The following is a 25,298-nucleotide window of genomic DNA, read 5'->3' as shown; positions in this document are numbered from 1 at the left end:
ATGAAGTTAAGAGCCGAAAACATCATGAAGTCCTACAAGGGGCGAAAAGTAGTAAAAGGAATTTCCCTGGAAGTTAACCGTGGGGAAATTGTAGGTTTATTGGGGCCAAACGGTGCCGGAAAAACAACCTCTTTCTATATGATTGTTGGCCTGATTAAACCCAATGGAGGTAAAATTTTCCTGGACAGCCAGGAAATTACCAACTACCCCATGTATAAGCGTGCCCAAAACGGAATTGGCTATCTCGCACAGGAAGCGTCTGTTTTTAGGAAATTGAGCATTGAAGACAATATCATGAGCGTTCTTCAACTAACCAAGCTTTCCAAAAAAGAACAACAAATGAAAATGGAAGCCCTGATTGACGAATTCAGTTTGGGCCATATACGTAAAAACAGGGGCGATTTATTGTCTGGTGGGGAACGAAGGCGGACCGAAATTGCCCGTGCCCTTGCCACCGACCCGAGTTTTATTCTCTTGGACGAGCCATTTGCCGGAGTAGACCCCGTTGCCGTGGAAGACATTCAACGCATTGTGGCTCAGCTTAAAAATAAAAACATAGGCATCTTGATTACCGACCACAACGTGCAGGAAACCCTCGCCATTACAGAACGCTCTTATTTAATGTTTGAAGGTAGCATCTTAAAAGCCGGGGAGCCCGAAGAACTGGCGGCCGACGAAATGGTAAGAAAGGTTTATCTAGGGCAAAACTTTGAATTGAGAAAGAAAAAATTAGATTTTCATTCATAAAAATTCGCCTAAAAAAAGAAGAACAATCCATATAAATAGGTAATTTGTCCTGCCCAATCAAAAAAAGAGATTTATTTAAATGACTTTGACCGGATATATCAAGAAAAGGAACGGGGTACCTATTGGAAGTTCAAAATCATTAAGGAACAACCTATACCGCTCATTAGGCGCTAAAAACTTTTCCGGTTTCTGGAATTATTGGAACCCAATTTTTGGGTATTACCTGGGAAAATTTGTATTCAAACCCTTAAAAAAAATATTTCCAGCCACAATTTCATTAATATTTACCTTTGTCTTTTGTGGTTTTATACACGATGCCGTTTCCATGCTTTTTCATGAAAAAATCTCTTTGTTCTTTACCTTATGGTTCTTGTTAATGGGACTGGCCGTTTTAACCACCAAATTTTTGAATCATAATTATTCGGAGCAAAAATGGATTATCCGTGCCTTGGCAAATTTGGCCATTATAGGCATTTGTTTTTTAATAACAATATATATCAAGAAATATATCATTGCGCTTATTTATAATTAAACATAAAATTAAAACTATGAAACATACATTCGCGAAAGTAAGCATCATGATCCTGGCCATGACAATGGTTGCATGTAACCAAAAATCGGGAAAAGAAAATACTTCAGAAGAAAATATTGAAAGCGAAACAGTGAAAACAACTGAAGGAAAAACTTCTACTGAAGAAAATGCACTGACAGATAAAATATGGAAACTTACAAAATTGATGGGAAAACCCGTAGCTGAACTGGACAAAAGTGCCTCCAATGTTTTTATAACCTTTGCTACCGAAGAAAACAGGGTTGGCGGAAACTCTGGCTGCAACAGCTTTGGTGGGACCTACACCCTATTGGAAGGCAACAGGTTTAAATTGAGAAAGTTGGCAAGTACCATGAAAGCATGCATGAACATGGAAGTTGAACAACAGTTTATGGATGTGCTGCAAAAATCTGACACTTATATTATAAAAGATGGTACCCTTACAATAACCAAGGCAAGAATGGCTCCGCTAGCCGAATTTAAACTATCAGAAGAATAAAAAATAATTTCATAAAATTACCCAAGGCTTTTGAATGTTTATTTGAAAGCCTTGTTTTTTTGTTGAAAATTGGTCGCAACAGAAAACAGTACATACAAAATAATAATAAGCGGAATTGCCGCATAATGCAAGGTTAACAATAAAACGAGGCTCAATGCAAGGAATACATAGCGAATGCTATTTTCCTTAAATGCCCAGGTTTTAAACTTTAAAGCAAACAGGGCAATGGGCGCATTAAGCATATAAGTACTTAAAATCGTGGTGCCGATTAAAAACCATTTGTTTAAAATTAACGCATCGAAAGCACCGGGCTGAAAATGCAACATTAACGGAAAAGAAAGAATCAACAACGCATTGGCAGGCGTAGGCAAGCCTATAAAAGAACTCACCTGATTTTCGTCTATGTTGAATTTTGCCAAACGGTAAGCCGAACCCAAAGTGATTAGAAAGCCAAAAATGGCCAATAATGAAATATCCATATTTAAATTTCCTATTTCATTTCCTTCTTCCCCCCATGTATAACTGCCCATGCTCATGTAAAACAACTGAAACATTACTATACCGGGCACGACCCCACTGGTAACCATGTCGGCCAAAGAGTCCAATTGTATCCCTAAGTCGCTTTGTACCTTTAAAAGCCTTGCGGCGAGGCCGTCGAAAAAATCAAAAAAGATTCCTGCAAAAACAAAATAAGCCGCAAAAATCAAGTTACCTTGCACCGCCATAACCACTGCGATAACACCGCATAGAAGATTTAATAACGTTAATCCGTTTGGAATATACTTCTTCATAATTTTTCGTTTTCTTATGTAAAATTACTACTTTAAAATTGCTTCTAAATGCCCGTTTATTCAAAATTTCAAAGAAAAGCAGTACATTCTTCATTTTCCGTCTATGGCACTATCAAATTTTATTAAGATATTAGCGTTATAAATACCGTTCATGAAAAATTCTTATCTACTCGCTATTCTATCCGGATTATTATTAGCCTTGGCATGGCCAACCTATGGGGTTCCCCTACTCGCTTTTGTTGGCTTTGTACCTCTGCTATTGGCAGAAAAGAATATTCGCGAATCCAATTACAAGAGAAGGGGCGCCAAAGTATTTTTGCTGGCATATATTTCTTTTTTAGTTTGGAATTCCATAACCACTTGGTGGATTTGGTATTCTACTCCTTTCGGGATGTTCTTTGCTTTGTTGGTGAATTCTTTATTAATGACCATTATTTTTTCGCTGTACCATTTTGTTGCCAGACGCCTGCCCTCCAAAATACATTTAATTTTCCTTCCCGCCATGTGGATGGCCTTTGAGAAATTTCATCTAAACTGGGATTTTTCCTGGCCTTGGCTTAATCTTGGCAATGTTTTTTCTGAATATACCACCTGGATCCAATGGTACGAATATACAGGCGTTTTTGGCGGTGCATTATGGATCTGGATTATTAACATTGGTGTTTTTAAAACCATTGTTCATTATAAAAAAACAAAAGAACGAAGTGTTCTTACAAAAGGAATTGCCCGAAATGTTTTACTAATTGCCATTCCTATTATTCTTTCTTTATTTCTGCTGAATAATTATGAAGAAGGGGCCCAGGAAGCTAAAATAACCCTGCTCCAGCCAAATATCGACCCGTATTCTGAAAAATATGATATTTCAAATCCACAAATGGCAACGGCATTGGTTGAATTGGCGCAACAGGATGTTTCTAAAGATACAGATTATGTAATTGCCCCCGAAACTGCATTGTCTAACCCCACGCCCATTGATCAGTTTGGAAATCGGCAGGAGGAACACATTATACAGCAATTTGTAAATAAATATCCACATTTGCAATTTATTACCGGCGTTGACTTTTTTAGAAGATACAATCAAAAAGAAAAACCTACCGTTACCGCCAACCTATTTCAGCGTGGAGATTGGTTCGACTTTTACAATGCGGCCGTGCAGATAGACAAGCAAGGTTCTGACCAAAAATATATTAAATCAAAATTAGTTGTAGGAGTCGAAAACTTTCCTTTTAAAAACATTTTAGAGCCCCTTTTGGGAGACGTTATGCTCGACTTGGGCGGAACAGTGGCCATGCGCGCTACACAAAAAGACCGAGGTGTTTTTACTGCTACAGATGAAACGCTTAAGGCGGCTCCTATTATTTGTTACGAATCTATTTATGGCGAGTTTGTTACCGGATATGTTAAAAAAGGCGCCAATTTCCTGACAATTATTACCAACGACGCCTGGTGGAGCAATACACAGGGGCACAAACAACACCTCAGTTATGCACGCCTAAGGGCTATAGAAACCCGTAAAAGCATTGCCAGAAGTGCCAACACGGGTATTTCTGCATTTATTAACGAAAAAGGCGAAATTACCAAAACCTTAGCTTACGAAGCAAAAGGGACACTTTCGGGAACCATTACCATTAACAACAAACAAACTTTTTATGTAAAATACGGCGACTATATAGCCCGTAGCGGTGTACTGGTAGCAGGGTTAATATTCCTCTTTGCCATTGCCAGAAAAAAGACATAAAGATTATTTTGTTTTTTAATGTATCTTAGCCCTTAATCAATCATAACTAACATAAAATCACAACATAATACAATATTAAATGACCACCAAAAAAATTACCCTATGCCTATTCTTAACAATTTTTAGCGTAGTTTACATATCGGCCCAAGGTAACCAAAAAACAGAAATCCTTTTAGTTGGATTTGACCATTTAAGTCAGATAGACAATGGCACGCCATCTTCCAATATTTTTAGCCCTAAAAAGCAAAAGGAGATTGTTAAGTTAACTGAAAAGCTAAAACGTTTTTCTCCAAATATGATAATGGTCGAGAAAGAACCCAGTGAACAGGCTGTAGTAGACAGCCTTTATACTTCTTATCTTGAAAACAAGCTTCAGCTCTCCAATATAGAATATGGAACTTCCGAAACTTATCAAGTAGGATTTAGATTGGCAAAAATGCTGAACCTAAAAAGCGTGTATGGAATAGACCATTATGAATCAACTTCCCAATCATTATTGAATTCTGGAAAAAATATAGAACTGTTTAAAAAAGGAATGGGTACGCTTATAAATGCAGCCCGGCCAATGAAAAAAAGCGTTCAACAAGACAGTCTATCAATCTACGACTACATAAAAACCATGAATCTGCCAAAGTACGTCAAGCTTTCGCACAACATAATTTTTAACCTCCCGGCTTATGTTATGGACGGTAAATTTTCAGAAAAAGGCACCAATACTGTAGATATTGGAAATATTGATGAAAAGTATATCGGGGCAGAATACATTACGCTATTTTATAATAGAAATTTAAAGATTTACTCAAATATTTTAAATACTCAACTAGCTCATAATACAAACCGAATATTATTAATCATGGGGCAGCTACATATTGGTGTATTAAAAGATTTACTTGAGGATAACCCAAATTATAAAATTATCGAGGCTTCAGAATATTTAGATTAAAAAATTCAGGCTAATCCATGCCCTATTTTTATTCTTTTACAAACTCGCCCTTTTCTTTTATTACATTATTGCCCCAATTGGTAATGGAATCTAAGACAGGTATAAACGATTTGCCAAACGCCGTAAGGCTATATTCTACCCTTACCGGGGGCTTTTTACCGTAAACCTTTCTTGAAATCAGTCCGTCTTTTTCCAATTGTTTCAGTTGAAGGCTTAATGTCATTTCTGTAATAGACGGCATTTCCCTACAGAGCTCACTGAATCTTTTTTTGGTATCGCTTAAATGATATAAAATTACAGCCTTCCACTTCCCTCCTACCAAATCCATTGTTAAACTAACGGTACAAGGATAAACCTTTCCTTTAAATTTAACATATTCGCCTATGCATTCATCTTTCATAATAACTGAATTTAAACCTATCTAAACCGATAGTTATTGCACAACAATATTACTAAAATTAATTTTGTAACTATAATTATTATAGTATAAAATAAACAGTATGGCATTAATTATTCTAGCGCATCCCACTTTTAAAAAATCATTTGCAAACAAAACAATTATAGAAGAATTACAAAAAAGTGATTTGGCAATCGAAATACGGGACATAGCAAAACTTTATCCCAATTATCATATTGATGCAGGAACAGAACAAAAAGAACTGTTGAAGCACAAAACAATTGTATTTCAGTATCCATTTTATTGGTACAACATGCCAGCCATTTTAAAACAGTGGTTCGATGCCGTATTTCAACATCAATTTGCCTTTGGATCCAAAGGCGATAAATTAAAAGGAAAAAACTTTTTGCCAAGTTTTACCGTTGGTGGCAAGGAAAAAGAATATAACGTTTTGGAGAAACATCATTTCCGAGTACATGAATTTTGCAAAAATCTGGAACAAACGGCCCTTTTTTCACAGATGAACTATATAGAGCCCATATATGGCTACAGGACTTCTTTGGCCGATGGTTATACTGAAGAAGAAATAAGGGATACCGCAAAAGAACACGCAAAAAGATTAATAACACGTTTGGCAAGCCTAAAATAAACAGGCATAAAAACACATAACCAAAGTCATTAGCTATTGGGTAATGGTGCACCCACGGCCACGTCACATCGGTGTCCGGGTTGCCCGTGCGCAGGGTTCAATGTAGCCGAAGTATTAAGCATAGCGCCTCCTTGCGGAGATGTCAATGGGGCGCCAACCGCTATATCGCATCTATGGCCTGGCTGCCCGTGTGCCGGGTTTAACCCATTTGCCGGGGCAGATTGCTGTGTATTGGTATTTTTAAACGTTTCAACAGGGGTTTCTTTGGCCGCAGCTTCCTTGTCGTAACCTTCCAATGTCTCTGTGGAAGACCATTCCGTTTTATTTTGAAAAATAGAATAACCTACAATGGCAAGAACCCCTATCCCGATAAGTGTAAAAAACAGTTTTTTCATTTCATAAAATTTTGAACTTCAAATAAAATACCAAATAAAACTTTATGGATCATGGTGCATCAATAGTAATTTGGTTGCCTAAAAATAACAAAATCAAACGAATATCGCTTTATAATTCTTTTTAGAAAACACAGTAATATGAAAATTTTGTATTAAAAAAATTGCGCAGTTAAATAACTGCATATATATTTGCAGTCAAATAACTGCGTAAATGGAATTAAGAAGGGATGTTTTTCAAGCAATTGCCGACCCCACAAGGAGGGCCATAATATCGTTAGTGGCCGTACATGCCATGACACCCACTGCAATTGCAGGGAACTTTGACTCATCCAGACAAACTGTTTCAAAACATATTCAAATCCTGACCGAATGCCAAATACTTAAACAAAAACAAAATGGTAGGGAAATTTATTATCATTTAAATCCTCAAAAAATAAAAGAAATAGCCGATTTTATAGAGCCTTTTAGAAAATTATGGGACGATCGGTTTAACAAACTAGAAGAAATCATGAAAAATTATCCAACAAAAAACAAAGAATAATGGAGCCAAAAACGAAAGTGCATGCTGAAGACAATAAACAGGAAATTGTTATTACAAGGGAATTCGACTTGCCGTTGGAATTGCTTTTTAAAGCCTATGAAGACCCAAAAATTGTTGCACAATGGATGGGAACAAATGTTTTGAAGCTGGAAAACAAAAAACATGGGAGCTGGCAGTTTGAAACCACCGACGAACAAGGAACAGTAGTATTTCGTGCCAATGGCACCATACACGATTTTAATGTGAACAAAAACATTACGCGGACTTTTGAAATGGAAAATTCGCCGTTTACCACACAGTTGGAGTTTCTAGAATTTGAAAAACTAACTGATGAAACCAGCAAGCTTACCATGCACATTATATTTAAATCGGTGGCATATAGGGACCAATTGCTAAAAATGCCTTTTGCTCAAGGCATCAATATGGCCCATAACCGGCTACAAGAAATCGTTAACAAATTAAAATAACATTATTATGACCAAAACAGCTAAAATCATCTATTGGATTACCAACATCTGGCTTGCTCTTGGAATGGTGTCTACGGGAATTGTACAATTATTAAAAACCGAAGAAGAAGTACAGAGCATGAACAACCTGGGCTATCCCATCTATTTGCTTTCCATACTTGGCATTTGGAAATTGTTGGGTGTTATTGCCGTTTTAATACCCAAATCGCCCTTACTTAAAGAATGGGCATATGCAGGATTTTTCTTTGCCATGTCGGGGGCTATAATTTCTCATGTGGCCAATGGAGATAACCCGTCAATACTTTTTGGCCCTATATTGTTGCTGGTACTTACCGTACTTTCTTGGTATTTGCGGCCCGCCAGTAGAAAAGTAATTACCAATAAACAGCCCGAAGCAGCATGAGCGTTTCAAAGCCAAAGGACGTTGATGCCTATATTGCCCATGCAGACAAAGACGGCCATGGAATTATGGAAACGCTCCGGGAAACAATAAAGACTACCGTTCCCGAAGCCGAAGAAGTTATAAGTTGGAATGTTCCTATTTATAAATATTATGGTATTCTGGCAGGATTTAATATCTTTAAGCAACATGTAACTTTTGGTATTGACACGCTTACGGAAGAAGACCATAAGATACTTAAGGAACAGGGCTATAAAACCGGAAAAAAAACGATTCAAATTAAATTCAATCAAAAAGTCCCAACAACCATCATAAAAAAGCTTCTCAAATCGCAGGCAGAAATCAATAAACAGTCAAAAAAATAAATATATGAACCCTAAAGTCGATTCTTTTTTCAGTAACGCCGATAAATGGCATGCGGCATTCAAACATTTAAGGGCCGTTTGCCTTGATTGCGGGTTGACCGAAACCATAAAATGGAAACATCCGTGCTATATGTACAAAGAAGACAACATTGTTTTAATACATGGGTTTAAAGAATATTGTGCGCTTCTTTTTTTTAAAGGCTCTTTATTGAACGACACTGATAATATTCTGGTTCAGCAAACCAAAAATGTCCAGACGGCACGCCAGATACGTTTTACAAATGCCGAGGAAGTGCAAAAAATGAAAAGCATTATAAAAAGCTATATTTTTGAAGCCATTGAAGTTGAAAAAGCCGGTTTAAAAGTCGATCTCAAGAAAACTTCCGAGTATGAAATACCAAAAGAGTTTCAACAGGCCTTAGATGAAGACCCTTCCTTAAAAAAAGCCTTCAAGGCATTAACCCCGGGTCGCCAAAGAGGCTATTTGCTTTATTTTTCTTCAGCAAAACAATCTAAAACACGCTACTCAAGAATAGAAAAATACACTCCTAAAATACATGAAGGGAAGGGTTTAAACGATCATTAAAGATATTTTTGTACTTCACAGCAATTAACCAACAAGTTACAAACACATTTATATGAAAAAAATAGTTGTACTAACCGGGGCCGGAATGAGTGCCGAGAGTGGCATAAATACGTTTAGGGACGCCAATGGGCTCTGGGAAGGACACGACGTCATGGAAGTGGCATCGCCGCAAGGCTGGCACAACAATATGGAATTGGTATTGAATTTTTACAATGAACGCCGCAGGCAACTAAAAACGGTAAAGCCCAACAAAGCGCATCTAGCCCTTGCCGAACTTGAAAAAAATTACAATGTTTCCATTGTAACCCAAAATGTAGACGATCTTCATGAAAGAGCCGGAAGCGCTCGTGTAATTCATTTACACGGAGAACTTTTAAAGGCCAGGAGCACTTTTGACAAAGATTTGGTGTACGATTGGATTAACGATATCAATATTGGAGATTTTTGCGAACATCAGCAGCAATTGCGCCCGCATATTGTATGGTTTGGAGAAGCCGTCCCGATGATAGAAGTTGCCATTGAAGAAGTTAAAACAGCAGATATCATTATGGTTATTGGTACCTCCATGCAAGTGTACCCGGCGGCCGGACTGGTTGATTATAAAAAGCCAAATGCTCCGCTCTTTTTTATCGACCCAAAACCTTCCATTTCAGAAAATGCCATTCCCGGCCTGGAAATTATAGCCGAAAAAGCCACTGTTGGCGTTCCTATTGCGGTTGGTCGGTTGTCTCGTATGTAAGCTTTAGCATTTTTGCCCATTCTGCAATGGTTTTTGCCTGTTCATCTGTAAGTTTTGCATCGTTGTGTATCCAGGTATACGATTTTAACGGCATCCAACCTTCGGTAACCGCCTCGATCATTTCGTCCAGCTTGTGCGCTTTTTTCTTGTTGGCATACAGCTCCCATTGCGAAAAGTCCAAATGCTCGCGCCCTTCTTCAATATGGGCCGCCATCCAATACGAAACAGGTTCGATGTTTGCATACCACGGATAACGGGTATTGTTAGAATGACAATCGTAACAGGCATTTGTAATAATGGCCTCGACTTCTTTTGGCGGGCTGGTTGCCAAAATTAAATCTGTCGGCGGCGTCGTGTCCGATTTATTCTCGGCAGGTGGAAAAAATTGCATAATTATCAGTACAACAAATAGCAGAAATATTATTTTTCTTATTATTCTCATTAGCTTAGTTGTTTATTGAATTTTAACGCTAAAATATTTTTACTTTTAATCTTCTAAATTAAGGAAAATAAAAATTGAATACGATTTTAACAGAGAAACTTTCATATGTAAGCGGTTATCGGGAAAACAGGCAAGCTTTGGCCAACTTTATTTTAACTCATGAAGCCTATTTTCCTGAATTGCTGGAACATTGTTTTTCCAATGAAGAAAATTACTCGCATAAAGCATGTTGGGTTACAGAATTGGTATGTAAAGGTAAGTTAACATGGCTATTTCCTCATTTGGATTTCTTTTTAATAAAATTGCCCTCCCTTAAAAACGATTCCTCCATCCGTCCATTAGCAAAGGTTTGCGAATTATTGTGCGAGTCATATTTTATAAAAAAAGACCCAAAAACATTATCCCAATTAAATGATGCCCATTTGGAAAAACTTGCCGAAATTAATTTCGATTGGTTAATTTCTAATGTAAAAGTGGCCACCAAAGCCTATGCCATGCACTGTTTATTTTTACTGGGCAAAAAGTACCATTGGATCTATCCCGAGCTAAAGCATACGCTGGAACAAGGTTTTGCACACCACTCCGCGGCATACAAGGCACGGGCAAGGCATATTTTGAAAAAAATTTGAACATTTTTTATCATTTTCGACTGAAAATTAGCCATCTCAATAACTTTTCCTTAAAATAGTTGATGCTTTTAAAAGAGAAGGTTAAATTTGCCCTTTCTTAAAATATAGACATGCAATTAACGCCATTAAACGCCGTTTCGCCTATTGATGGAAGGTATCGAAACAAAACCGAAAAACTCGCCGATTATTTTTCAGAAGAAGCACTTATAAAATATCGCGTTCGGATAGAAATTGAATATTTTATTGCTTTGTGCAAGGTTCCGGTTCCTCAACTAAAAGGGTTTGATACCGCTTTGTTTTCCAATCTGAAAGCAATTTATCAGGATTTTTCAGCAGCAGATGCCTTGGCCATAAAAGAAATAGAAAAAACCACAAACCACGACGTTAAAGCTGTTGAATATTTTATAAAAGAAAAATTCGATACTTTAAAAATACAACAATACAAAGAGTTTATCCATTTTGGGCTCACATCTCAAGATATCAACAATACGGCTATTCCCCTTTCTATAAAAGAAGCATTAGAACAGGTGTACCTACCCGTATATGAAGAAATCGTTACCAAGTTGAACGCATTGGCAGAAGACTGGAAAAATGTGCCCATGTTGGCCCGTACACATGGCCAGCCTGCTTCCCCAACCCGTTTGGGAAAAGAAATAAAAGTATTTATTGTCCGTTTGAACGAGCAATTTAACGGCCTTAAAAATATCCCGATCGCGGCAAAATTTGGTGGTGCTACCGGGAACTACAATGCCCATAAAGTAGCTTACCCAAACATTAACTGGAAGGCTTTTGGAACCGAATTTGTTGAGGAAGCCCTACAACTTAGGCATTCCTTCCCTACAACGCAAATCGAGCATTACGACCATATGGCTTCGTTGTTTGATGCATTAAAGCGTATTAATACCATTTTAATAGACTTTAACAGGGATATGTGGACTTATATTTCCATGGATTACTTTAAACAAAAAATTAAAAAAGGCGAAGTAGGATCTTCGGCAATGCCGCACAAGGTAAACCCCATCGATTTTGAAAATTCTGAAGGGAACCTCGGTATTGCCAATGCCATTTTCGAGCATTTGTCTGCCAAATTACCTATTTCTAGATTGCAACGCGACCTTACCGACAGTACTGTTTTAAGAAATGTTGGCGTTCCTTTTGGCCATACACTTATTGCTTTCCAATCTACCTTAAAAGGATTGAACAAACTATTACTGAACGCAGAAAAGTTTGAAGAAGATTTAGAAAAAAATTGGGCCGTTGTTGCAGAAGCCATTCAAACCGTTTTAAGAAGGGAAGCCTATCCCAACCCGTACGAAGCATTAAAAGGGCTTACGCGTACCAATGAAAAAATAAATAAAGAATCTATTGCCAATTTTATTGATACCCTTGATATTTCTGAGGATATAAAAGCCGAATTAAAAGTAATTACCCCTTCAAATTATACCGGGATATAAAAGTATTAAAAACTTAAAATGTCAAACTGAGCCCTGCCCGATCATATCGTATCGTTCTGGGGTTCAGTTTGACAATAACAAATTACTTTTTACATTTTATCAATCAAACAGTCCTTTTAACTGTTTCCCTATCCCACTGGCATCAACGGCACCATTTTGAGCGGCCTCTACCAAGGTCATCATATTTTCGGGCTTCATTTTGTTTCCCAAAATGCGTATCAAGGCAAAGCCATTTTCGTCATCGCTTCCAAAAACAATTACTTCATCAATAGCATCGTCATCGCCTAAATACTTTACAACCCCTTTATGTTTTCCGCTATTGATAACCATGAGATCTTCATATTTTTCATTTTTTAAAATCTCCTTAACGGTATTCTTTTCAACTTCATATTCGGCTTTATTTTCTCCATTAATTTTAAAGGCCAAAACATTTAGTTTTTTAACAGACTCGTAGGCTTCTTTTTGTTGTTGACTTAAAGAAGACTTTGAAACATCTAAAATACTCGAAGGAATATCCAGGGAAATAAAATTTGGATTATCGTTATTGTTTACAAAATATTCTTGTAAACTGGGTTTGTTATTGCTGCAAGATACTGCAACAAAAACTGTTATTATTAATAAAATGACTTGTTTTTTCATGATGAGTTTATAAAATTGATAGTTTGTAAAGCTAAAAAGGAAGTGAGGGAAAGGGTTAAAGTGTGAAGCTGTAAATTCGAGCGTTCGTAAAAGCTACAAAGTGCAGCGTTAAAAAAACTTTCGCCTTCCAGCTTCAAAGTTTCCCTCTGTGCCTAATTATTTATTGTCGTTTCCGGCTTTCCCCAATTGATCGCCACCGGGAAGGTCCATTTTAGAAGTTAGTTTGGAAATTTGCCTCAAATCGATATTTCCGGTCAGGGAAAGGAGTACCGTTTCGGGTTTTTTGCCATTAAACTCCAATTCGTCGTAATTTAGATCGGTTACAAACATAAGCAACTCCTTGACGTGGTTGGCATCGGCGCCTTCCTTTACGTAAAACTTCACATTGGATTCTCCATCGCGCACCCGCATCAACTCTTCAAAAGAAGAACTTTTTAGGTGGTTTGTAACCCAACCATCGATGTCTTTGGTTATATTCGGGTTCTCGGTGGTAATAACCTTAAAACTGGTTATGTTGTTCACTAGGTCAAAAACAGCTTCTGCATCGGGGTCATCGGTACTTATGTTGATCTTGCTCAACATCTGAAACATTTTTGGCTGTAGGGCCACAAAAGTTACTTCGCTGTTCTCCGAATATTTATCAAAAATAGACTGTGCCTGCGACAATAGCGGGCTCACCGCTAATACTGCTATTAAAATTAATTTTTTCATGCGTTTAATTTTTAGTTTTTTTATTCGTTACTCAAAAATCGGTTAGTGTTTTTTTCAAATTCCTTCAAATAGGCCGCGCCTTCTGTTCCTTTGTTAAAATTATCAGATAACAGCGCCAGCGCTAATTGTGCCGACCGGATTTCCTCGGGGGTGTACTCTTCGTGCAACGAAGCAGTACCCGGTCTGTTTAAATAAATACCAAATACAAGGGCGGCAACGGCAGCAACAGAAATCCATTTTAAATAACTCGTATTTCTTCTAGGTTTTAATGGAACGTCGTGCGTGCTTTTCTCTTCTTTGGCTACAGAAAAGTAATTAAACAAAGTTTTGTATTCTTCCAAATGGGGGGCGACCCGTTCTTGAGAAAAATAACTCCTCAATTCGTTCTCCTCGGCTACGGTTGCCGTGGCCTCAAAGTACTTCTCCAGTAATTCTTCAATTTTATTTACTGATGCCATAGCTATGTTTTTTTAATAATTGTTCCCTTACTGCCTTACGGGCCCTGGATAGGGTTACCCTTATTGCGGTTTGGTTCATGTTCAACATTTCTTCTATTTCACTGTATTCATATTGTTCTATATCCCTTAATTGCAATACCATGCGTTGTTGTTCTGGCAAGGTATTCATTATTTTGTTCATCCACTCCAGGCTGTTGTTTACTTCTACCTTTTTTTGTAAAGAAACGTTTTCGTCTTTGTAATTGGTATGTACCAATTTTAGGTTAGATGCCTGTTTAGACTTGAGCCTGTCCAGGCAATAGTTCTTGGTCATCGTCATTGCAAAAGCCTCCACATTGTTATAATTGCCCATTTTGTTTTTTTTAGACCATAGTTTCAACAATACTTCCTGCGTAGCATCTTCTGCTTCTTCCGTCGAGACCAACAACCTTTTTGCCAGCCTAAACAGCTTGTCCTTAAATGGCATGACCATATGTAAAAATTCCGTTTGTTGCATTTTGTTGGTTGATTTGGAGAAGTGTTTTTAAGCACTCTCTACATGGAAGACGAACAACCTTGATTTTTGTTACAATAAATTTTTTTATTTCAATAAATGTAAGTAATCTTACAATTACAATACTAATCTATTTACATTACCGTTGTGATTAGCCCTATGTAAAAAGTCATACCGGTTGTACTTTAAAACCTATAAAATGAAACGTTTATTAAAATTTCAATGGGTATTATTATGTGCCCTATTTATAAATTTTGCCTGTACAGACAGAGACGACAATCCCGTAGACCCACCCGTTAACGGGGAATATGAAATCCAGGATTTTATCTGGAAAAGTATGAATTACTGGTATTACTGGCAAGAAGACGTTAACGATTTAGCTGATGATAGATTTGCTACTGATGAAGAATACACAAATTTCTTAAGCAATTATACTGATCCGGAAGATTTATTTAACAATTTAGTATATACTGAAGAAGACGACTTTTCATGGTATATTGAAGATGTTGACGAACAAGCTAATGAATTTAGAGGTATTTCAGAATCTTATGGAATCAGCCTAGCATATATTGTCCGTATAAGTCAAGACAGTAATGACGTTGTTGCCTTTGTTGGCTATGTAATTCCAAATTCTCCAGCTAGCGATGCTGGAATAAAGCGCGGCGATTTAATATACAAGGTAGATGGAACAAAATTAACAGTCAACAACTATCAACTACTTAATAATTTGTTTACTGAAAAATCCATTTCTCTTGGTTTTGGTGAATTTGAAAATGGCGCCTTTACAGGCAATGCAAACGATACCGACCTAACAGCTGTCCTTCTTAATGAAAATCCAGTTCATTACCATTCTGTTATTGAAGAAAACGGTAAAAAAATTGGCTATTTAGTATATAATAGCTTTATAAATACATACCATAAAGAACTTAATGATGTTTTTGCAGAATTTAAAGCAGCCAATATCGATGAACTTGTTTTAGATTTAAGGTATAACGGTGGGGGTTCTGTACTGACCGCGGCATTTTTGGCCAGTATGATTGATGGTACAACCACAACAGAGGATGTTTTTGCCGAATTGGAATTCAACGCAAAAAGAAACGAAAAAGAAGGAGGTACTTATCCTTTCTTTGATAAGGCGTTTATATATGACAAAACAACCGGTGAATATGCCGGTGAAGATGAAGATATTCAAATTAACCGTCTCACTACTTTGAACCGACTATATGTAATTGGCTCTGGCTATACAGCTTCTGCCAGCGAAATGATTATTAACGGGTTACGTCCTTTTATGGATGTAATATTGGTGGGGGAAACAACAGTTGGTAAAAATGAAGGCTCTATTACAGTATACGACTCCGGTGTTAATTATACAGATAGTGAAAATAGAAACCCTAACCATAATGTTGGGCTTCAACCAATCGTTTTTCAAATATTTAACAGCGAAAAAGAAAATAATTACGATAACGGATTTGAACCAGATATTCCCGTTGAAGAAGCGCCTTATGCAGCCAATATATTGCCATTTGGAGACCCCAACGAAATTATGCTGAGAACTACACTGGATGCTATATCGGGCGCTAGTGCAAAAAGTAGCCTATCGCGAAAAGGAACCTTGCCAACTGTAGCAAAAATTAAAGGGAAGAAATTTAGTACCGAAATGTATATCGCACCAGGCGATGAAAAGTTTTTAAAATAATACAAACCAACAAAATATAAAACGGGTGCAAAGTAAAATTTTGCACCCGTTTTTGTTTCCTACAAACTCAATCTAAATCCTGCCCTTATATTTCTTCCTTTAGTGGTATACCCCACTACTTCTACATATTCTTCATTAAAAATATTATCTAAATTGAAAAACACATTCAATCTTTTCGAGAATTGATGGTTTATATTAAAATTAAGCAATGAAAACGCATCCAATGCTATATTTTCTGAAGTAAAATCGGGGTTGTATACAACATCCAGCCTCTCCCCTGTATATTGATAGTTCAGGCCAAGAAATGTTTTTTGCAGCAACTTATAGCTTATATTGGCATTTGCCTTGTGCTTCGGGATACGCAACGCCACTTTGTCCCTGTTTTCGGTAAATGTGTAATTGGCATCTAGCTGCAATGCTTCCAAAGGATTGTAAGCCACCTCTACTTCTACCCCGTTTACGGTAAAAGCTTCTTCTACATTGGTGTACATGCTTTCAAAAGTATCTGGGTCTACCACAGTATAATCTATAAAGTTTTTTGCTTCCCTATTAAAATAAAGAGCGCTCAACCTAAATTTGTTGTTGTTAAATTCCATCCCGCCTTCCAAGGTTCGGTCTTCTTCAGGTTTTAGGTCGGGATTAGCCCCAAACGCCCCAAATAATTGCGATAATGTTGGCGCTATGTACGAACTGCTGTAGGAGCCCAAGAATTTTAAATAACTCCCGTCGAGGTCAATTACATACGACGGGTTTAGATTATAGGTAAAATGACTCCCATATTCGCTATGGTTGTTCCAACGGCCACCGGCATTGAGGTTCAAACCAAAATTGGAAACCCATACCACGTTTGCATATGGATCGGTAATATTAAAATCGGTTTCCGCTCCCAAGGTGGCCTCGTTTTTTATATAATTTATCCCTACAATGGTATAAAATTTATCGCTAAAATTATACTTGTTAAACAAATCCACCACGGTACTGTTTGCTTCATAAGCATTAGGATAGGCTGAATAAATATCCCTGTCAATTGTATTATAAGATGCGTTTAGCGTTACACTCCCGTTGCTATATGTATATTCGGGTGCAATGGTAACCCTAAATTGTTCACTTTCAGAAAAACTATTGTCGTCCTGCAATGGCGAAGAACTATCAAAAGCTGCTTTAAACTTATCGTAATATCCTAATATTTTAAACGAAAACCTATCGGAAAAACGATAACCCAAGTTGATATTTGAATTAATACGGTTAAACGGGTCTTTTTCATCCCCTATTACTGCCGAAAGTCCGTTGGTATATTGATTTCCAAATCCTGCCAAATAACTAAATTTTCCCAAGGTTCCGTTTACGGAAGCATTGTTGGAAAAATCAGACAAGTTATAATCGTCTTCGTTGGCCGGTTGATTGGTACCAAAACTACTTTGGAAATTCCCAGATATTTTGTCTTTCTCCGGCTTTTTGGTGGTTATATTAATTACCGCTGTCGCTGCGCGGTTACCGTACAGCGTACTCGAAGCACCTTTTACAATTTCAATGGATTCAATCTCGCCTAGGTCCATCAGGCGCAAATCGTAATCGCCCGCTATTTGAGACGGATCGCTTACCTGTATCCCATCAATCAAAACCAAAACCTGCCTATTGTTACCGCCCCTGACAAAATAAGAAAGATTTTGCCCGGCATTGCTGCGGCTCCCGTTAATCTCGATACCACTCTTGGAATTAATAATCTCTGCAACCGACCTCCCTTGGTTACGTTGCAGCTCGGCCTGTGTAATTTGGATTACCGTTTTGCCCGAATGTTCCCTTTTTAGCGAAAAACGGGAATCGGTTACCACTACTTCTTCCAACTGACGGACATCGTTATCCTGCTGGTTTTCTTTTTCTTGAGCCGCCCCAACTGTGCATAAAAATCCTGTTGCACAAAGTAAAAAAATACGTTTGTTCATTTTTTAAGTTAATAAATGGGAAAAAAGTATGAGTTTACCCATACGCAAACTTTTATCCCGAAAGTTTGACATAAATATCGAATAAAGGCAGGTCTCCTGGCTTGTTCTTACGTTGTTTTACCTTCCCGCTTCAACTTGAAACAGTGGTCTTTTGAAGTAAACAACACACTAAAAAAATACGTTTTCAACTTTTTTTAGATACCAAAAACGACCCCGATAATCTTCGGGACGGTATAAAACTTACAGTTGCGGGAACAGCTACGGATTTTAACCGTATTCCCTTTTCATTTAGATATGCCGAAAAAGCAAATCTAAAACCTTAAATTCGCTACGAAATTAAACATTTTGCCATAGCTTGCCATTAAAACATTAATTAATCTTAATTTTATTGCTGAATTTTTCATGGTATAGTTACTAGCCATAAGTGTAGGCTACATTCACAATAAGTAACCCAACAACAACCTAAGCATACAACTTAAATGAAAAAAATAGTTTTCCTACTAATTATTGCATTCATATCCTGCAAGAAAGAGCCCAAAAAAGCAACTTCAGAAACACCAAATAACATTCCCGTTAAAAAAGAAGATGCCGTTGATATTCCCATTGAATACGCAAAGGGTTTTTCCATACAAAAACAAGGTAACCTAACCATTATAAAAGTCAATGCCCCATGGCCAAATGCACGTAAAACATATACATATGCATTGATTGATAAAAAGAAAATGGAGACCATCCGTATAAATTCTTCTTTATATGATGCCGTTATCCCTACCCCCGTTAACCGACTTGTAGCTACTTCTACAACACACATTCCCGCCATTGAGGCATTGGGCGTTGAAAATACATTAATTGGCTTTCCGGGAACCAATTATGTTTCTTCTAAAAAAGTAAGGAAAAAGATTGATGAAGGTAAAGTTACAAACCTTGGCCTCAACGAGTCCATAAACACCGAAGTACTGGTTAACCTGCAACCGGAACTTATAATGGGTTTTACAGTTGAAGGGCAAAACAAAACCTACAGCACCATTGAAAATGCAGGCATTCCGGTGGTCTACAATGGCGACTGGGTCGAGGAAACGCCTTTGGGAAAAGCAGAATGGATTAAGTTTTTCGGTCCGTTTTTTCAAAAAGGAAGAGAAGCCGACAGTATTTTTAACAGCATAGCAAAATCGTATCAAGAAGCAAAAACATTGGCCACTACGGCTAAAAATAAGCCAACGGTTTTAAGCGGGTCCATGTTTAAGGATATTTGGTACGTTCCAGCAGGAAAGAGTTGGGTAGCACACTTCCTGGAAGATGCCAATGCCAATTATTTATGGAAAGACAGCTTTGGAACAGGAAGCCTTTCCCTAAATTTTGAAACCGTATTGGAAAAAGCTAAAAATGCCGATTTCTGGATTGGCCCCGGACAGTTTGTAAGCTACAATCAATTAAAAGAAACCAATAAGCATTATACGCAATTCAAGGCCTATAAAGACAAAAAAGTATATACCTATAGCCTTGCAACCGGGGTAACCGGAGGTTTGCTCTATTACGAGTTGGCGCCAAACAGACCGGATATTGTTTTAAAAGATATAATTCATATTTTGCACCCCGAAATCCTCCCAGATTACAAAACTGTTTTCTTTAAGCAATTACAGCCTTGAACTCATTAAAATCATACCGCGTACAATTTATCTTCATAATAATTTTATTATGTGCCTGCTTTTTGATTAATATAAGTTTAGGCTCTGTACATATTCCGTTAAAGGAAGTATTTAAGTCGCTGTTCGGGGAAAGTACAGACCACCAATCATGGCAATATATCATTATAAACTACCGCCTGCCCAAAGCTGTTACGGCAATTTTGGTAGGAATGTCATTATCCATAAGCGGTTTGTTAATGCAAACAATCTTTAGAAATCCATTGGCCGGTCCATTTGTATTGGGCATCAGTTCTGGTGCCAGTTTGGGTGTAGCCATTTTTATAATGGGGTCTTCCATATTTACGGGAATTTTTGCCTCGTTCATGATTAGCAGCGTTTCTACCGCCATAGCCGCTACCTTAGGAAGTTTTATAGTCCTTTTTTCAATTTTTGTGGTAGCGAATAAGGTTAGGGACACCATGGCCTTGCTCATTATCGGGTTGATGTTTGGCAGTATTACTGCTTCCATAGTCAATGTGCTTTCCTATTTTACCAGTAAAGAAAAACTGCAACAATACATTTTTTGGTCGTTTGGCAGCCTCGGAAACCTTAGTTGGGATCAGGTTTATTTGTTAATCTGTATGGTTTTTATAGGGCTGGTTTTAACCGTAATAAGCATAAAGTCGCTAAATGCATTCCTGCTGGGCGAAAATTATGCCCGCAGCATTGGTGTTAACCTAAAAAAATCCCGTTATCTTATAATTACCGCCACCAGTATTTTGGCCGGGAGCATTACGGCTTTTGCCGGGCCCATTGCTTTTATAGGCTTGGCGGTCCCCCATTTAACAAGACAACTTTTCAACACTCAAAATCATCATGTATTAATTCCTGCTACGGCACTTTATGGAGCTCTGCTTATGTTAATTTGCGACACTGTAGCTCAGGTTCCAAATAGCGAGTTCTCATTGCCCATTAATGCAATCACCTCTATTGTTGGGGCTCCCGTTATTATTTGGTTGCTTATTAGAAAAAGAAAAATGATTTTTTAAATATATTACTATCAACTTAAATCATAAACATACCGTCTTAAACATCAACAACCTTGAAATTGGGTTTTTTTCAGGAAAACGTCCCCATGCGGTAGCCAGAAACATTCATTTCGATTTAAATCTTGGCGAGCTTTCGGCAGTTGTTGGGGCAAATGGAATAGGGAAATCCACATTGTTGCGTACTTTAGCCAGGGTCCAACCTGCCTTATCTGGAGATATTACATTAAAAAATGAACCGCTACATACCTATACGGGGATTCAACTGGCAACAGAGATCAGTGTTGTCTTAACAGAACATATCCCTGCTAAAAACTTAACCGTTATTGAGTTAATTGCCCTTGGAAGACAGCCGTATACCAATTGGGTCGGAACACTTTCTCAAGTGGACAAACAAAAGGTAAATGAAGCAATTTCCCTGATAGGACTGGAAACTATAAAACATAAAAAATGTTACGAGCTAAGTGACGGGCAGTTACAGCGGGTCATGATTGCACGTGCCTTGTCGCAAGACACATCTATAATTATTTTGGACGAGCCCACAACTCATCTCGATATTTACCACAAGGCTTATGTGCTTAATCTGCTAAAAAGAATAGCAAGAGAAACAGAAAAAGCCATACTATTTTCGACTCACGAAATAGATATGGCCATTCAATTATGTGATAAAATACTTGTTTTGGATACCGAAAATTCCAGTTTTGGCGAACCTTGTTCTTTAATTGAAAAAGGAAGCTTTCAACATTTATTTCCCGGCGACCTCGTTTCTTTTGATAGCAATTCGGGTACTTTTAAGATAAATAAATAACATATTTTTCGATATTTTTTCAACTTTAAATGCTGGCATTAAAAGTAAAAAACCTACACGGTTTTTATATACCTTGCCGGAAATGCCTACTTCTATTTAAAATCCAAATATACAACTACCGGAAAATGATCTGATGGATATTTACAATTCTTAGAATCGCTCAAAATACCACTTTTAAGCACCTTAAAATCATTTTTGGAAATAAAGATAAAATCAATTTTATTTTTAACGGGTTTTTCAAAATGAAAACCATTAAATGTCCCATCGGGGCCAAAAGCATTTTTCCCGGCTTCACTATGCGCGTCTATCATTTCCTTTTTAATTTCCACAACTCCTTTAGAAGTGCTATCCAGGTTAAAATCTCCTGTTAATGCAACCGGCAACTGTTCTTTGTTTAAGGCTTTTATTTTTTTCAGGATAAGTTTGGCACTTTCATAACGGGCAACCTCGCCAATATGGTCAAAATGGGTGTTAAAAACCATAAACCGTTTCCCTGATGCCTTGTTTTCAAATTCTGCATATGTACAAATTCTGTTCAAGGCGGCATCCCATCCTTTGGAAGGTTTATCAGGCGTTGGCGACAGCCAAAATGTATTTTCAGAAATAACCTTTAATTTATCGACATTGTAAAATATAGCCGAATATTCGCCTTCTTCATCGCCATTATCACGCCCTACGCCAATATATTTATAGTTTTCCAGTCCGTTTTGAATATCCTCCAATTGATGGTGCAGCCCTTCTTGCGTACCAAAAACATCGGGGGCATTATAGTTGAGCTGTGAAATTAAAAATTCTTTTCTGTTTTGCCAGTTATTTGCCGTATCAGAAGGATTATCGTACTTAATATTATACGTCATTACCTTAAGGTCCTGGGCCATTAATGTGCAGGATATAAAAAAGAATATCCCGATAAAAAGCTTTCTCATTGGTTTAAAATATGCTGTTGTTATATGTTCAAATTTACATTATTCTATTGGCGTTCCCCTTAGTTTTTCAAAAACTTTATACGAATTTTCGACTTTCTTTTTAGGCGCCCGCTCAAATTCCTTATCGGTAACTTTATATACCTTCTGAAGGGAATCCAGTTTTTGGTGCATCATCGCGATAACATCGGCATATTTCTCGTCGTTTATGGCATTGTGAAGTTCTTTAGGGTCTTTCTGAAGGTCGTAAAATTCCCATTCATCAATATCGTCGTAAAAATGCATCAACTTATACCGTTTGGTTTTTACGCCATAATGCTTTTTCACCATGTGAAAAGCAGGATAATCGTAATAATGATAGTAAATAGCGCCCCTAAAATCGTCGTCGCTTACAGTACCGTCCAAGACAGGTTTAAACGATTTTCCCTGCATTCCATCCGTTAGAGAGTCGTTTGCCCCGGCATAATCCAAGAAAGTTTGTGCAAAGTCTAGGTTTTGCGTTAGCGCATCGACCACTGTTCCCGGTTTTATTTCTTTTGGATATTGAATCATGAACGGCATCCTAAACGATTCCTCATACATAAAACGCTTGTCAAAAAATCCTTTTTCACCTAAATAAAACCCTTGATCGGAGGTATAAACCACAATAGTGTTTTTGTCCATCCCATTTGCTTCAAGATAATCCAAAACCTTGCCCACGCCATCATCAACAGCTTTTACGGTGGCTAAATATTCGTGTAGATAGCGTTGTGCCTTCCATTCGGCAAGTGCTTTGCCATGCAGGTTTGCTTTCCAAAATGCATTATTTTTTGGCAAATATACCGAATCCCATATATGGCGCTGCTCTTTGGACATTCTATCAAAATCGTTTGTCCAGGGATTGTTGGAAAGCTCGGTACTTCCATATGCTTTGCTTAGTTTTAGGTCGTGGCCTTCGTACATATCTTTGTAGATGGTCTGTATTTGTTGCTGAGCGGCCACTTGGTTTTCATGTTCGTCAAAATAAGTGTCTGGAATTGGAAATTCAATCGAATTGTAAACCGATAAATAACGTAAAGGCGGCATCCAGTTTCGGTGCGGTGCCTTATGATGGAGCATCATAAAAAACGGCTTACCATTTTCTCTTTTATTTTTTAGCCAATCCAGGGCATCGTCCGTAATAATATCGGTAGCATATCCATCTATTCTAATGGAATCGCCCATCCTTACAAAATCCGGATTGTAATAATGTCCTTGGTCATCAATAATATTCCAATAATCAAACCCCTGCGGATAACCATACAAATGCCATTTTCCGATCATGGCAGTTTGGTAGCCCAAGGTTTTAAGCTTTTTGGGCAATGTTGGTTGATTTCCGTCAAAACGCTCGCCATTTTGTCTAAATCCGTTAATATGACTGTGCTTTCCCGTAAGGATAACCGCCCTGCTCGGTCCGCATATGGAATTGGTACAATACGTGTGGTTAAATAAGGCCCCGTTTGCTGCAATCCTATCGATATTGGGGGTTGGTGCCAGCTTGCTAAGTTCGCTACCATAGGCACTTATAGCCTGATAAGCATGATCATCGGCCATGATAAACAAAATATTCGGTTTTTGCTGTTGTGCTATATCCTCTTTTTTGTTTTCCTGTTTTTTACATGCCGAAAAACACAAAAGAATACTAATACAGCTTATAACTATTTTTTTTAGGAAACTCATTTTTTTGAACTCAATTGAATGTTTGATTGTATTTTTTCGTTATTTAGGATGGCCTCCTCGATAAAATTGGCTATCTCATTGGTATATCCGTATGCCAAATTTGCCCAATCGTGGTTCCCTTCCGGGTCGGTTGCCAAAATATATGAAACCCCAAGTGCCGATAATTTATCGGCTATTGGTTTAGAGCCATACAGCATTAAGTAGCCCGGTGTGCCCTCATCGCAATAATGGTGTGCCGCCTGTCCATAAGGAACAAGGTTGTCTTTAATCCCGTGAAAAAGAAAAGCGGGAATGGCATTTTTTTCGTTCAGATCATCAATATCGACTATTGCACCCGCAAAAGAAATAACTCCAGCATAGGCAATATTACCATATGTTAGATTTTGGGTTGTATTGCTCCCCTTCATGTAAACAGTATTTAAAACAGCCTCGGCCCCGGCACTACTTCCCACCAAAATAATTTTTTCGGGATTTATTTTTAATGTTTTTGACTTGCTTATTAAAAATTTGGTCGCGCTTAAAACATCCTCGCTTGAAGCATTGAAAGTTTTTATTTTTTCTTCGGAAGGGCAATCGCAACCAAACCCGGTAGCCGTGCCTTTCCTGGTTAAACGATAACTCATGGAAGCCACTGCATACCCCTTTTTGGCCATTTCAACACTAAATTGTTTCTCTACGGGATTATCGCGTTTACCTGATGAAAAACCGCCACCGTGGACCAACAGCAGCAGCGGTTTTATTATTGCTTTATCATCATTTGCATGATAAAAGTCTAATTGAAGGGAATCAATATAGGTATATGTTTCTGAATCTATTTCTGAAAAAACTGCATCTTTATAACGTTCTTGAGAAATTCCAAGATTGGCATAAAAACAAAGTATTAACGTGATTATTAAAACATTATTTTTCATTTTAACGGATTTTAT

At 37.6% G+C, this 25,298-nt stretch carries 30 protein-coding genes and 1 riboswitch; of the genes, 18 read left to right on the top strand and 12 right to left on the bottom strand.

Going from position 1 to position 25,298, the window contains the following annotated elements; genetic code table 11:
• From lptB to PSF86_RS04050, 3 genes are all read left to right on the top strand, one after another.
• Positions 1-747 (top strand): LPS export ABC transporter ATP-binding protein, encoded by a 747-nt coding sequence (lptB, locus tag PSF86_RS04060; RefSeq protein ID WP_277898764.1) that lies wholly within the window; start codon positions 1-3, stop codon positions 745-747.
• 79 nt (positions 748-826) lie between these two features.
• Entirely contained in the window at positions 827-1,279 is a 453-nt protein-coding gene (locus tag PSF86_RS04055) for an MBOAT family O-acyltransferase (RefSeq protein ID WP_277898763.1), read from the top strand.
• 16 nt (positions 1,280-1,295) lie between these two features.
• Positions 1,296-1,796 carry an META domain-containing protein gene (locus PSF86_RS04050; protein ID WP_277898762.1) on the top strand — a complete coding sequence of 167 codons (501 nt, stop codon included), beginning with the start codon at positions 1,296-1,298 and terminating at the stop codon, positions 1,794-1,796.
• A 38-nt stretch (positions 1,797-1,834) separates the two neighbouring features.
• Here PSF86_RS04050 and PSF86_RS04045 read toward each other — a convergent pair whose 3' ends face one another.
• Positions 1,835-2,587 (bottom strand): CDP-alcohol phosphatidyltransferase family protein, encoded by a 753-nt coding sequence (locus PSF86_RS04045; RefSeq protein ID WP_277898761.1) that lies wholly within the window; start codon positions 2,585-2,587, stop codon positions 1,835-1,837.
• 151 nt (positions 2,588-2,738) lie between these two features.
• Here PSF86_RS04045 and lnt point away from each other — a divergent pair, with 151 nt between their 5' ends.
• Positions 2,739-4,325 carry an apolipoprotein N-acyltransferase gene (lnt, locus tag PSF86_RS04040; protein ID WP_277898760.1) on the top strand — a complete coding sequence of 529 codons (1,587 nt, stop codon included), beginning with the start codon at positions 2,739-2,741 and terminating at the stop codon, positions 4,323-4,325.
• Between the two features lie 79 nt (positions 4,326-4,404).
• Positions 4,405-5,268 (top strand): DUF5694 domain-containing protein, encoded by an 864-nt coding sequence (locus tag PSF86_RS04035; RefSeq protein WP_277898759.1) that lies wholly within the window; start codon positions 4,405-4,407, stop codon positions 5,266-5,268.
• Positions 5,269-5,296: 28 nt separating this feature from the next.
• On the opposite strand, the gene PSF86_RS04030 is transcribed toward PSF86_RS04035, so the two are convergent.
• Positions 5,297-5,668, bottom strand: a complete 372-nt coding sequence (locus PSF86_RS04030) for a winged helix-turn-helix transcriptional regulator (protein ID WP_277898758.1) — start codon at positions 5,666-5,668, stop codon at positions 5,297-5,299.
• A 100-nt stretch (positions 5,669-5,768) separates the two neighbouring features.
• Here PSF86_RS04030 and PSF86_RS04025 point away from each other — a divergent pair, with 100 nt between their 5' ends.
• A complete protein-coding gene (locus PSF86_RS04025) occupies positions 5,769-6,314 on the top strand; it encodes an NAD(P)H-dependent oxidoreductase (protein ID WP_277898757.1) in 546 nt (181 codons plus the stop codon).
• Positions 6,315-6,343: 29 nt separating this feature from the next.
• Here the strand turns inward: PSF86_RS04025 and PSF86_RS04020 are convergent, their stop codons facing one another.
• Positions 6,344-6,709, bottom strand: a complete 366-nt coding sequence (locus PSF86_RS04020; protein ID WP_277898871.1) for a hypothetical protein — start codon at positions 6,707-6,709, stop codon at positions 6,344-6,346.
• 211 nt (positions 6,710-6,920) lie between these two features.
• On the opposite strand from PSF86_RS04020, the gene PSF86_RS04015 reads away from it, so the two are divergent.
• From PSF86_RS04015 to PSF86_RS03990, 6 genes are read left to right on the top strand one after another with little or no spacing between them, the layout of a single operon-like run.
• Positions 6,921-7,250, top strand: coding sequence for an ArsR/SmtB family transcription factor (locus tag PSF86_RS04015; RefSeq protein ID WP_277898756.1), 330 nt, complete (start codon positions 6,921-6,923; stop codon positions 7,248-7,250).
• Positions 7,250-7,717: an SRPBCC family protein gene (locus tag PSF86_RS04010; RefSeq protein WP_277898755.1), complete on the top strand. Its 468-nt coding sequence runs from the start codon at positions 7,250-7,252 to the stop codon at positions 7,715-7,717. Before PSF86_RS04015 ends, PSF86_RS04010 begins: the two co-directional genes overlap by 1 nt.
• 7 nt (positions 7,718-7,724) lie before the next feature.
• Positions 7,725-8,120, top strand: a complete 396-nt coding sequence (locus PSF86_RS04005) for a DoxX family protein (RefSeq protein WP_277898754.1) — start codon at positions 7,725-7,727, stop codon at positions 8,118-8,120.
• Entirely contained in the window at positions 8,117-8,482 is a 366-nt protein-coding gene (locus PSF86_RS04000) for an iron chaperone (protein ID WP_277898753.1), read from the top strand. The genes PSF86_RS04005 and PSF86_RS04000 overlap by 4 nt, the downstream gene beginning before the upstream one ends.
• 4 nt (positions 8,483-8,486) lie before the next feature.
• Complete coding sequence (locus tag PSF86_RS03995) at positions 8,487-9,068, top strand: YdeI/OmpD-associated family protein (RefSeq protein ID WP_277898752.1); 582 nt, start codon at positions 8,487-8,489, stop codon at positions 9,066-9,068.
• Positions 9,069-9,120: 52 nt separating this feature from the next.
• On the top strand, positions 9,121-9,807 hold the full coding sequence (locus tag PSF86_RS03990; protein WP_277898751.1) for an SIR2 family NAD-dependent protein deacylase: 687 nt from the start codon (positions 9,121-9,123) through the stop codon (positions 9,805-9,807).
• On the opposite strand, the gene PSF86_RS03985 is transcribed toward PSF86_RS03990, so the two are convergent.
• Positions 9,776-10,249: a heme-binding domain-containing protein gene (locus tag PSF86_RS03985; protein WP_277898750.1), complete on the bottom strand. Its 474-nt coding sequence runs from the start codon at positions 10,247-10,249 to the stop codon at positions 9,776-9,778. The two genes, PSF86_RS03990 and PSF86_RS03985, sit on opposite strands and share 32 nt — an antisense overlap.
• A gap of 74 nt (positions 10,250-10,323) precedes the next feature.
• Here PSF86_RS03985 and PSF86_RS03980 point away from each other — a divergent pair, with 74 nt between their 5' ends.
• Together PSF86_RS03980 and purB are read left to right on the top strand one after the other, a co-directional pair.
• Complete coding sequence (locus PSF86_RS03980) at positions 10,324-10,878, top strand: hypothetical protein (RefSeq protein WP_277898749.1); 555 nt, start codon at positions 10,324-10,326, stop codon at positions 10,876-10,878.
• 110 nt (positions 10,879-10,988) lie between these two features.
• The gene (gene purB / locus PSF86_RS03975; RefSeq protein ID WP_277898748.1) at positions 10,989-12,332 is read left to right on the top strand and encodes an adenylosuccinate lyase; all 1,344 of its coding nucleotides are present in this window, start codon (positions 10,989-10,991) and stop codon (positions 12,330-12,332) included.
• 99 nt (positions 12,333-12,431) lie between these two features.
• On the opposite strand, the gene PSF86_RS03970 is transcribed toward purB, so the two are convergent.
• The 4 genes from PSF86_RS03970 to PSF86_RS03955 form a co-directional block, all read right to left on the bottom strand.
• The gene (locus PSF86_RS03970; RefSeq protein ID WP_277898747.1) at positions 12,432-12,971 is read right to left on the bottom strand and encodes a GFO_1091 family lipoprotein; all 540 of its coding nucleotides are present in this window, start codon (positions 12,969-12,971) and stop codon (positions 12,432-12,434) included.
• A 156-nt stretch (positions 12,972-13,127) separates the two neighbouring features.
• Positions 13,128-13,682, bottom strand: coding sequence for a GFO_1090 family protein (locus tag PSF86_RS03965; RefSeq protein WP_277898746.1), 555 nt, complete (start codon positions 13,680-13,682; stop codon positions 13,128-13,130).
• 20 nt (positions 13,683-13,702) lie between these two features.
• Entirely contained in the window at positions 13,703-14,140 is a 438-nt protein-coding gene (locus PSF86_RS03960) for a PG0215 family putative anti-sigma factor (RefSeq protein ID WP_277898745.1), read from the bottom strand.
• Positions 14,124-14,636 carry a GFO_1088 family ECF-type sigma factor gene (locus tag PSF86_RS03955; RefSeq protein ID WP_277898744.1) on the bottom strand — a complete coding sequence of 171 codons (513 nt, stop codon included), beginning with the start codon at positions 14,634-14,636 and terminating at the stop codon, positions 14,124-14,126. Before PSF86_RS03955 ends, PSF86_RS03960 begins: the two co-directional genes overlap by 17 nt.
• Positions 14,637-14,832: 196 nt before the next feature.
• On the opposite strand from PSF86_RS03955, the gene PSF86_RS03950 reads away from it, so the two are divergent.
• On the top strand, positions 14,833-16,329 hold the full coding sequence (locus PSF86_RS03950) for a GFO_1087 family putative carboxy terminal peptidase (protein ID WP_277898743.1): 1,497 nt from the start codon (positions 14,833-14,835) through the stop codon (positions 16,327-16,329).
• A gap of 59 nt (positions 16,330-16,388) precedes the next feature.
• Here the strand turns inward: PSF86_RS03950 and PSF86_RS03945 are convergent, their stop codons facing one another.
• Positions 16,389-18,272, bottom strand: coding sequence for a TonB-dependent receptor plug domain-containing protein (locus PSF86_RS03945; RefSeq protein ID WP_277898742.1), 1,884 nt, complete (start codon positions 18,270-18,272; stop codon positions 16,389-16,391).
• Between the two features lie 69 nt (positions 18,273-18,341).
• Positions 18,342-18,610, bottom strand: a riboswitch (cobalamin riboswitch).
• A gap of 141 nt (positions 18,611-18,751) precedes the next feature.
• Between PSF86_RS03945 and PSF86_RS03940 the strand changes: the two genes are divergently transcribed.
• The 3 genes from PSF86_RS03940 to PSF86_RS03930 are packed head-to-tail and all read left to right on the top strand — an operon-like array spanning position 18,752 to position 21,751.
• The gene (locus PSF86_RS03940) at positions 18,752-19,918 is read left to right on the top strand and encodes an ABC transporter substrate-binding protein (RefSeq protein ID WP_277898741.1); all 1,167 of its coding nucleotides are present in this window, start codon (positions 18,752-18,754) and stop codon (positions 19,916-19,918) included.
• Positions 19,915-20,946, top strand: coding sequence for a FecCD family ABC transporter permease (locus PSF86_RS03935; protein ID WP_277898740.1), 1,032 nt, complete (start codon positions 19,915-19,917; stop codon positions 20,944-20,946). Before PSF86_RS03940 ends, PSF86_RS03935 begins: the two co-directional genes overlap by 4 nt.
• Before the next feature lie 4 nt (positions 20,947-20,950).
• On the top strand, positions 20,951-21,751 hold the full coding sequence (locus PSF86_RS03930) for an ABC transporter ATP-binding protein (RefSeq protein WP_338424014.1): 801 nt from the start codon (positions 20,951-20,953) through the stop codon (positions 21,749-21,751).
• 92 nt (positions 21,752-21,843) lie between these two features.
• Here the strand turns inward: PSF86_RS03930 and PSF86_RS03925 are convergent, their stop codons facing one another.
• Genes PSF86_RS03925 through PSF86_RS03915 form a run of 3 tightly spaced genes read right to left on the bottom strand, consistent with a single transcriptional unit; the run spans position 21,844 to position 25,283 of the window.
• Entirely contained in the window at positions 21,844-22,677 is an 834-nt protein-coding gene (locus PSF86_RS03925) for an endonuclease/exonuclease/phosphatase family protein (protein WP_277898739.1), read from the bottom strand.
• A gap of 39 nt (positions 22,678-22,716) precedes the next feature.
• Positions 22,717-24,372 carry a sulfatase family protein gene (locus tag PSF86_RS03920; protein WP_277898738.1) on the bottom strand — a complete coding sequence of 552 codons (1,656 nt, stop codon included), beginning with the start codon at positions 24,370-24,372 and terminating at the stop codon, positions 22,717-22,719.
• Entirely contained in the window at positions 24,369-25,283 is a 915-nt protein-coding gene (locus PSF86_RS03915) for an alpha/beta hydrolase (RefSeq protein ID WP_277898737.1), read from the bottom strand. Before PSF86_RS03915 ends, PSF86_RS03920 begins: the two co-directional genes overlap by 4 nt.
• Positions 25,284-25,298: the final 15 nt, after the last annotated feature.

This window comes from Galbibacter pacificus, from assembly GCF_029603165.1.
Taxonomy (GTDB): Bacteria; Bacteroidota; Bacteroidia; order Flavobacteriales; family Flavobacteriaceae; genus Galbibacter; species Galbibacter pacificus.
Note: the sequence above shows the minus strand (reverse complement) of the source record. Positions and strands in the feature narration are given on the sequence as shown.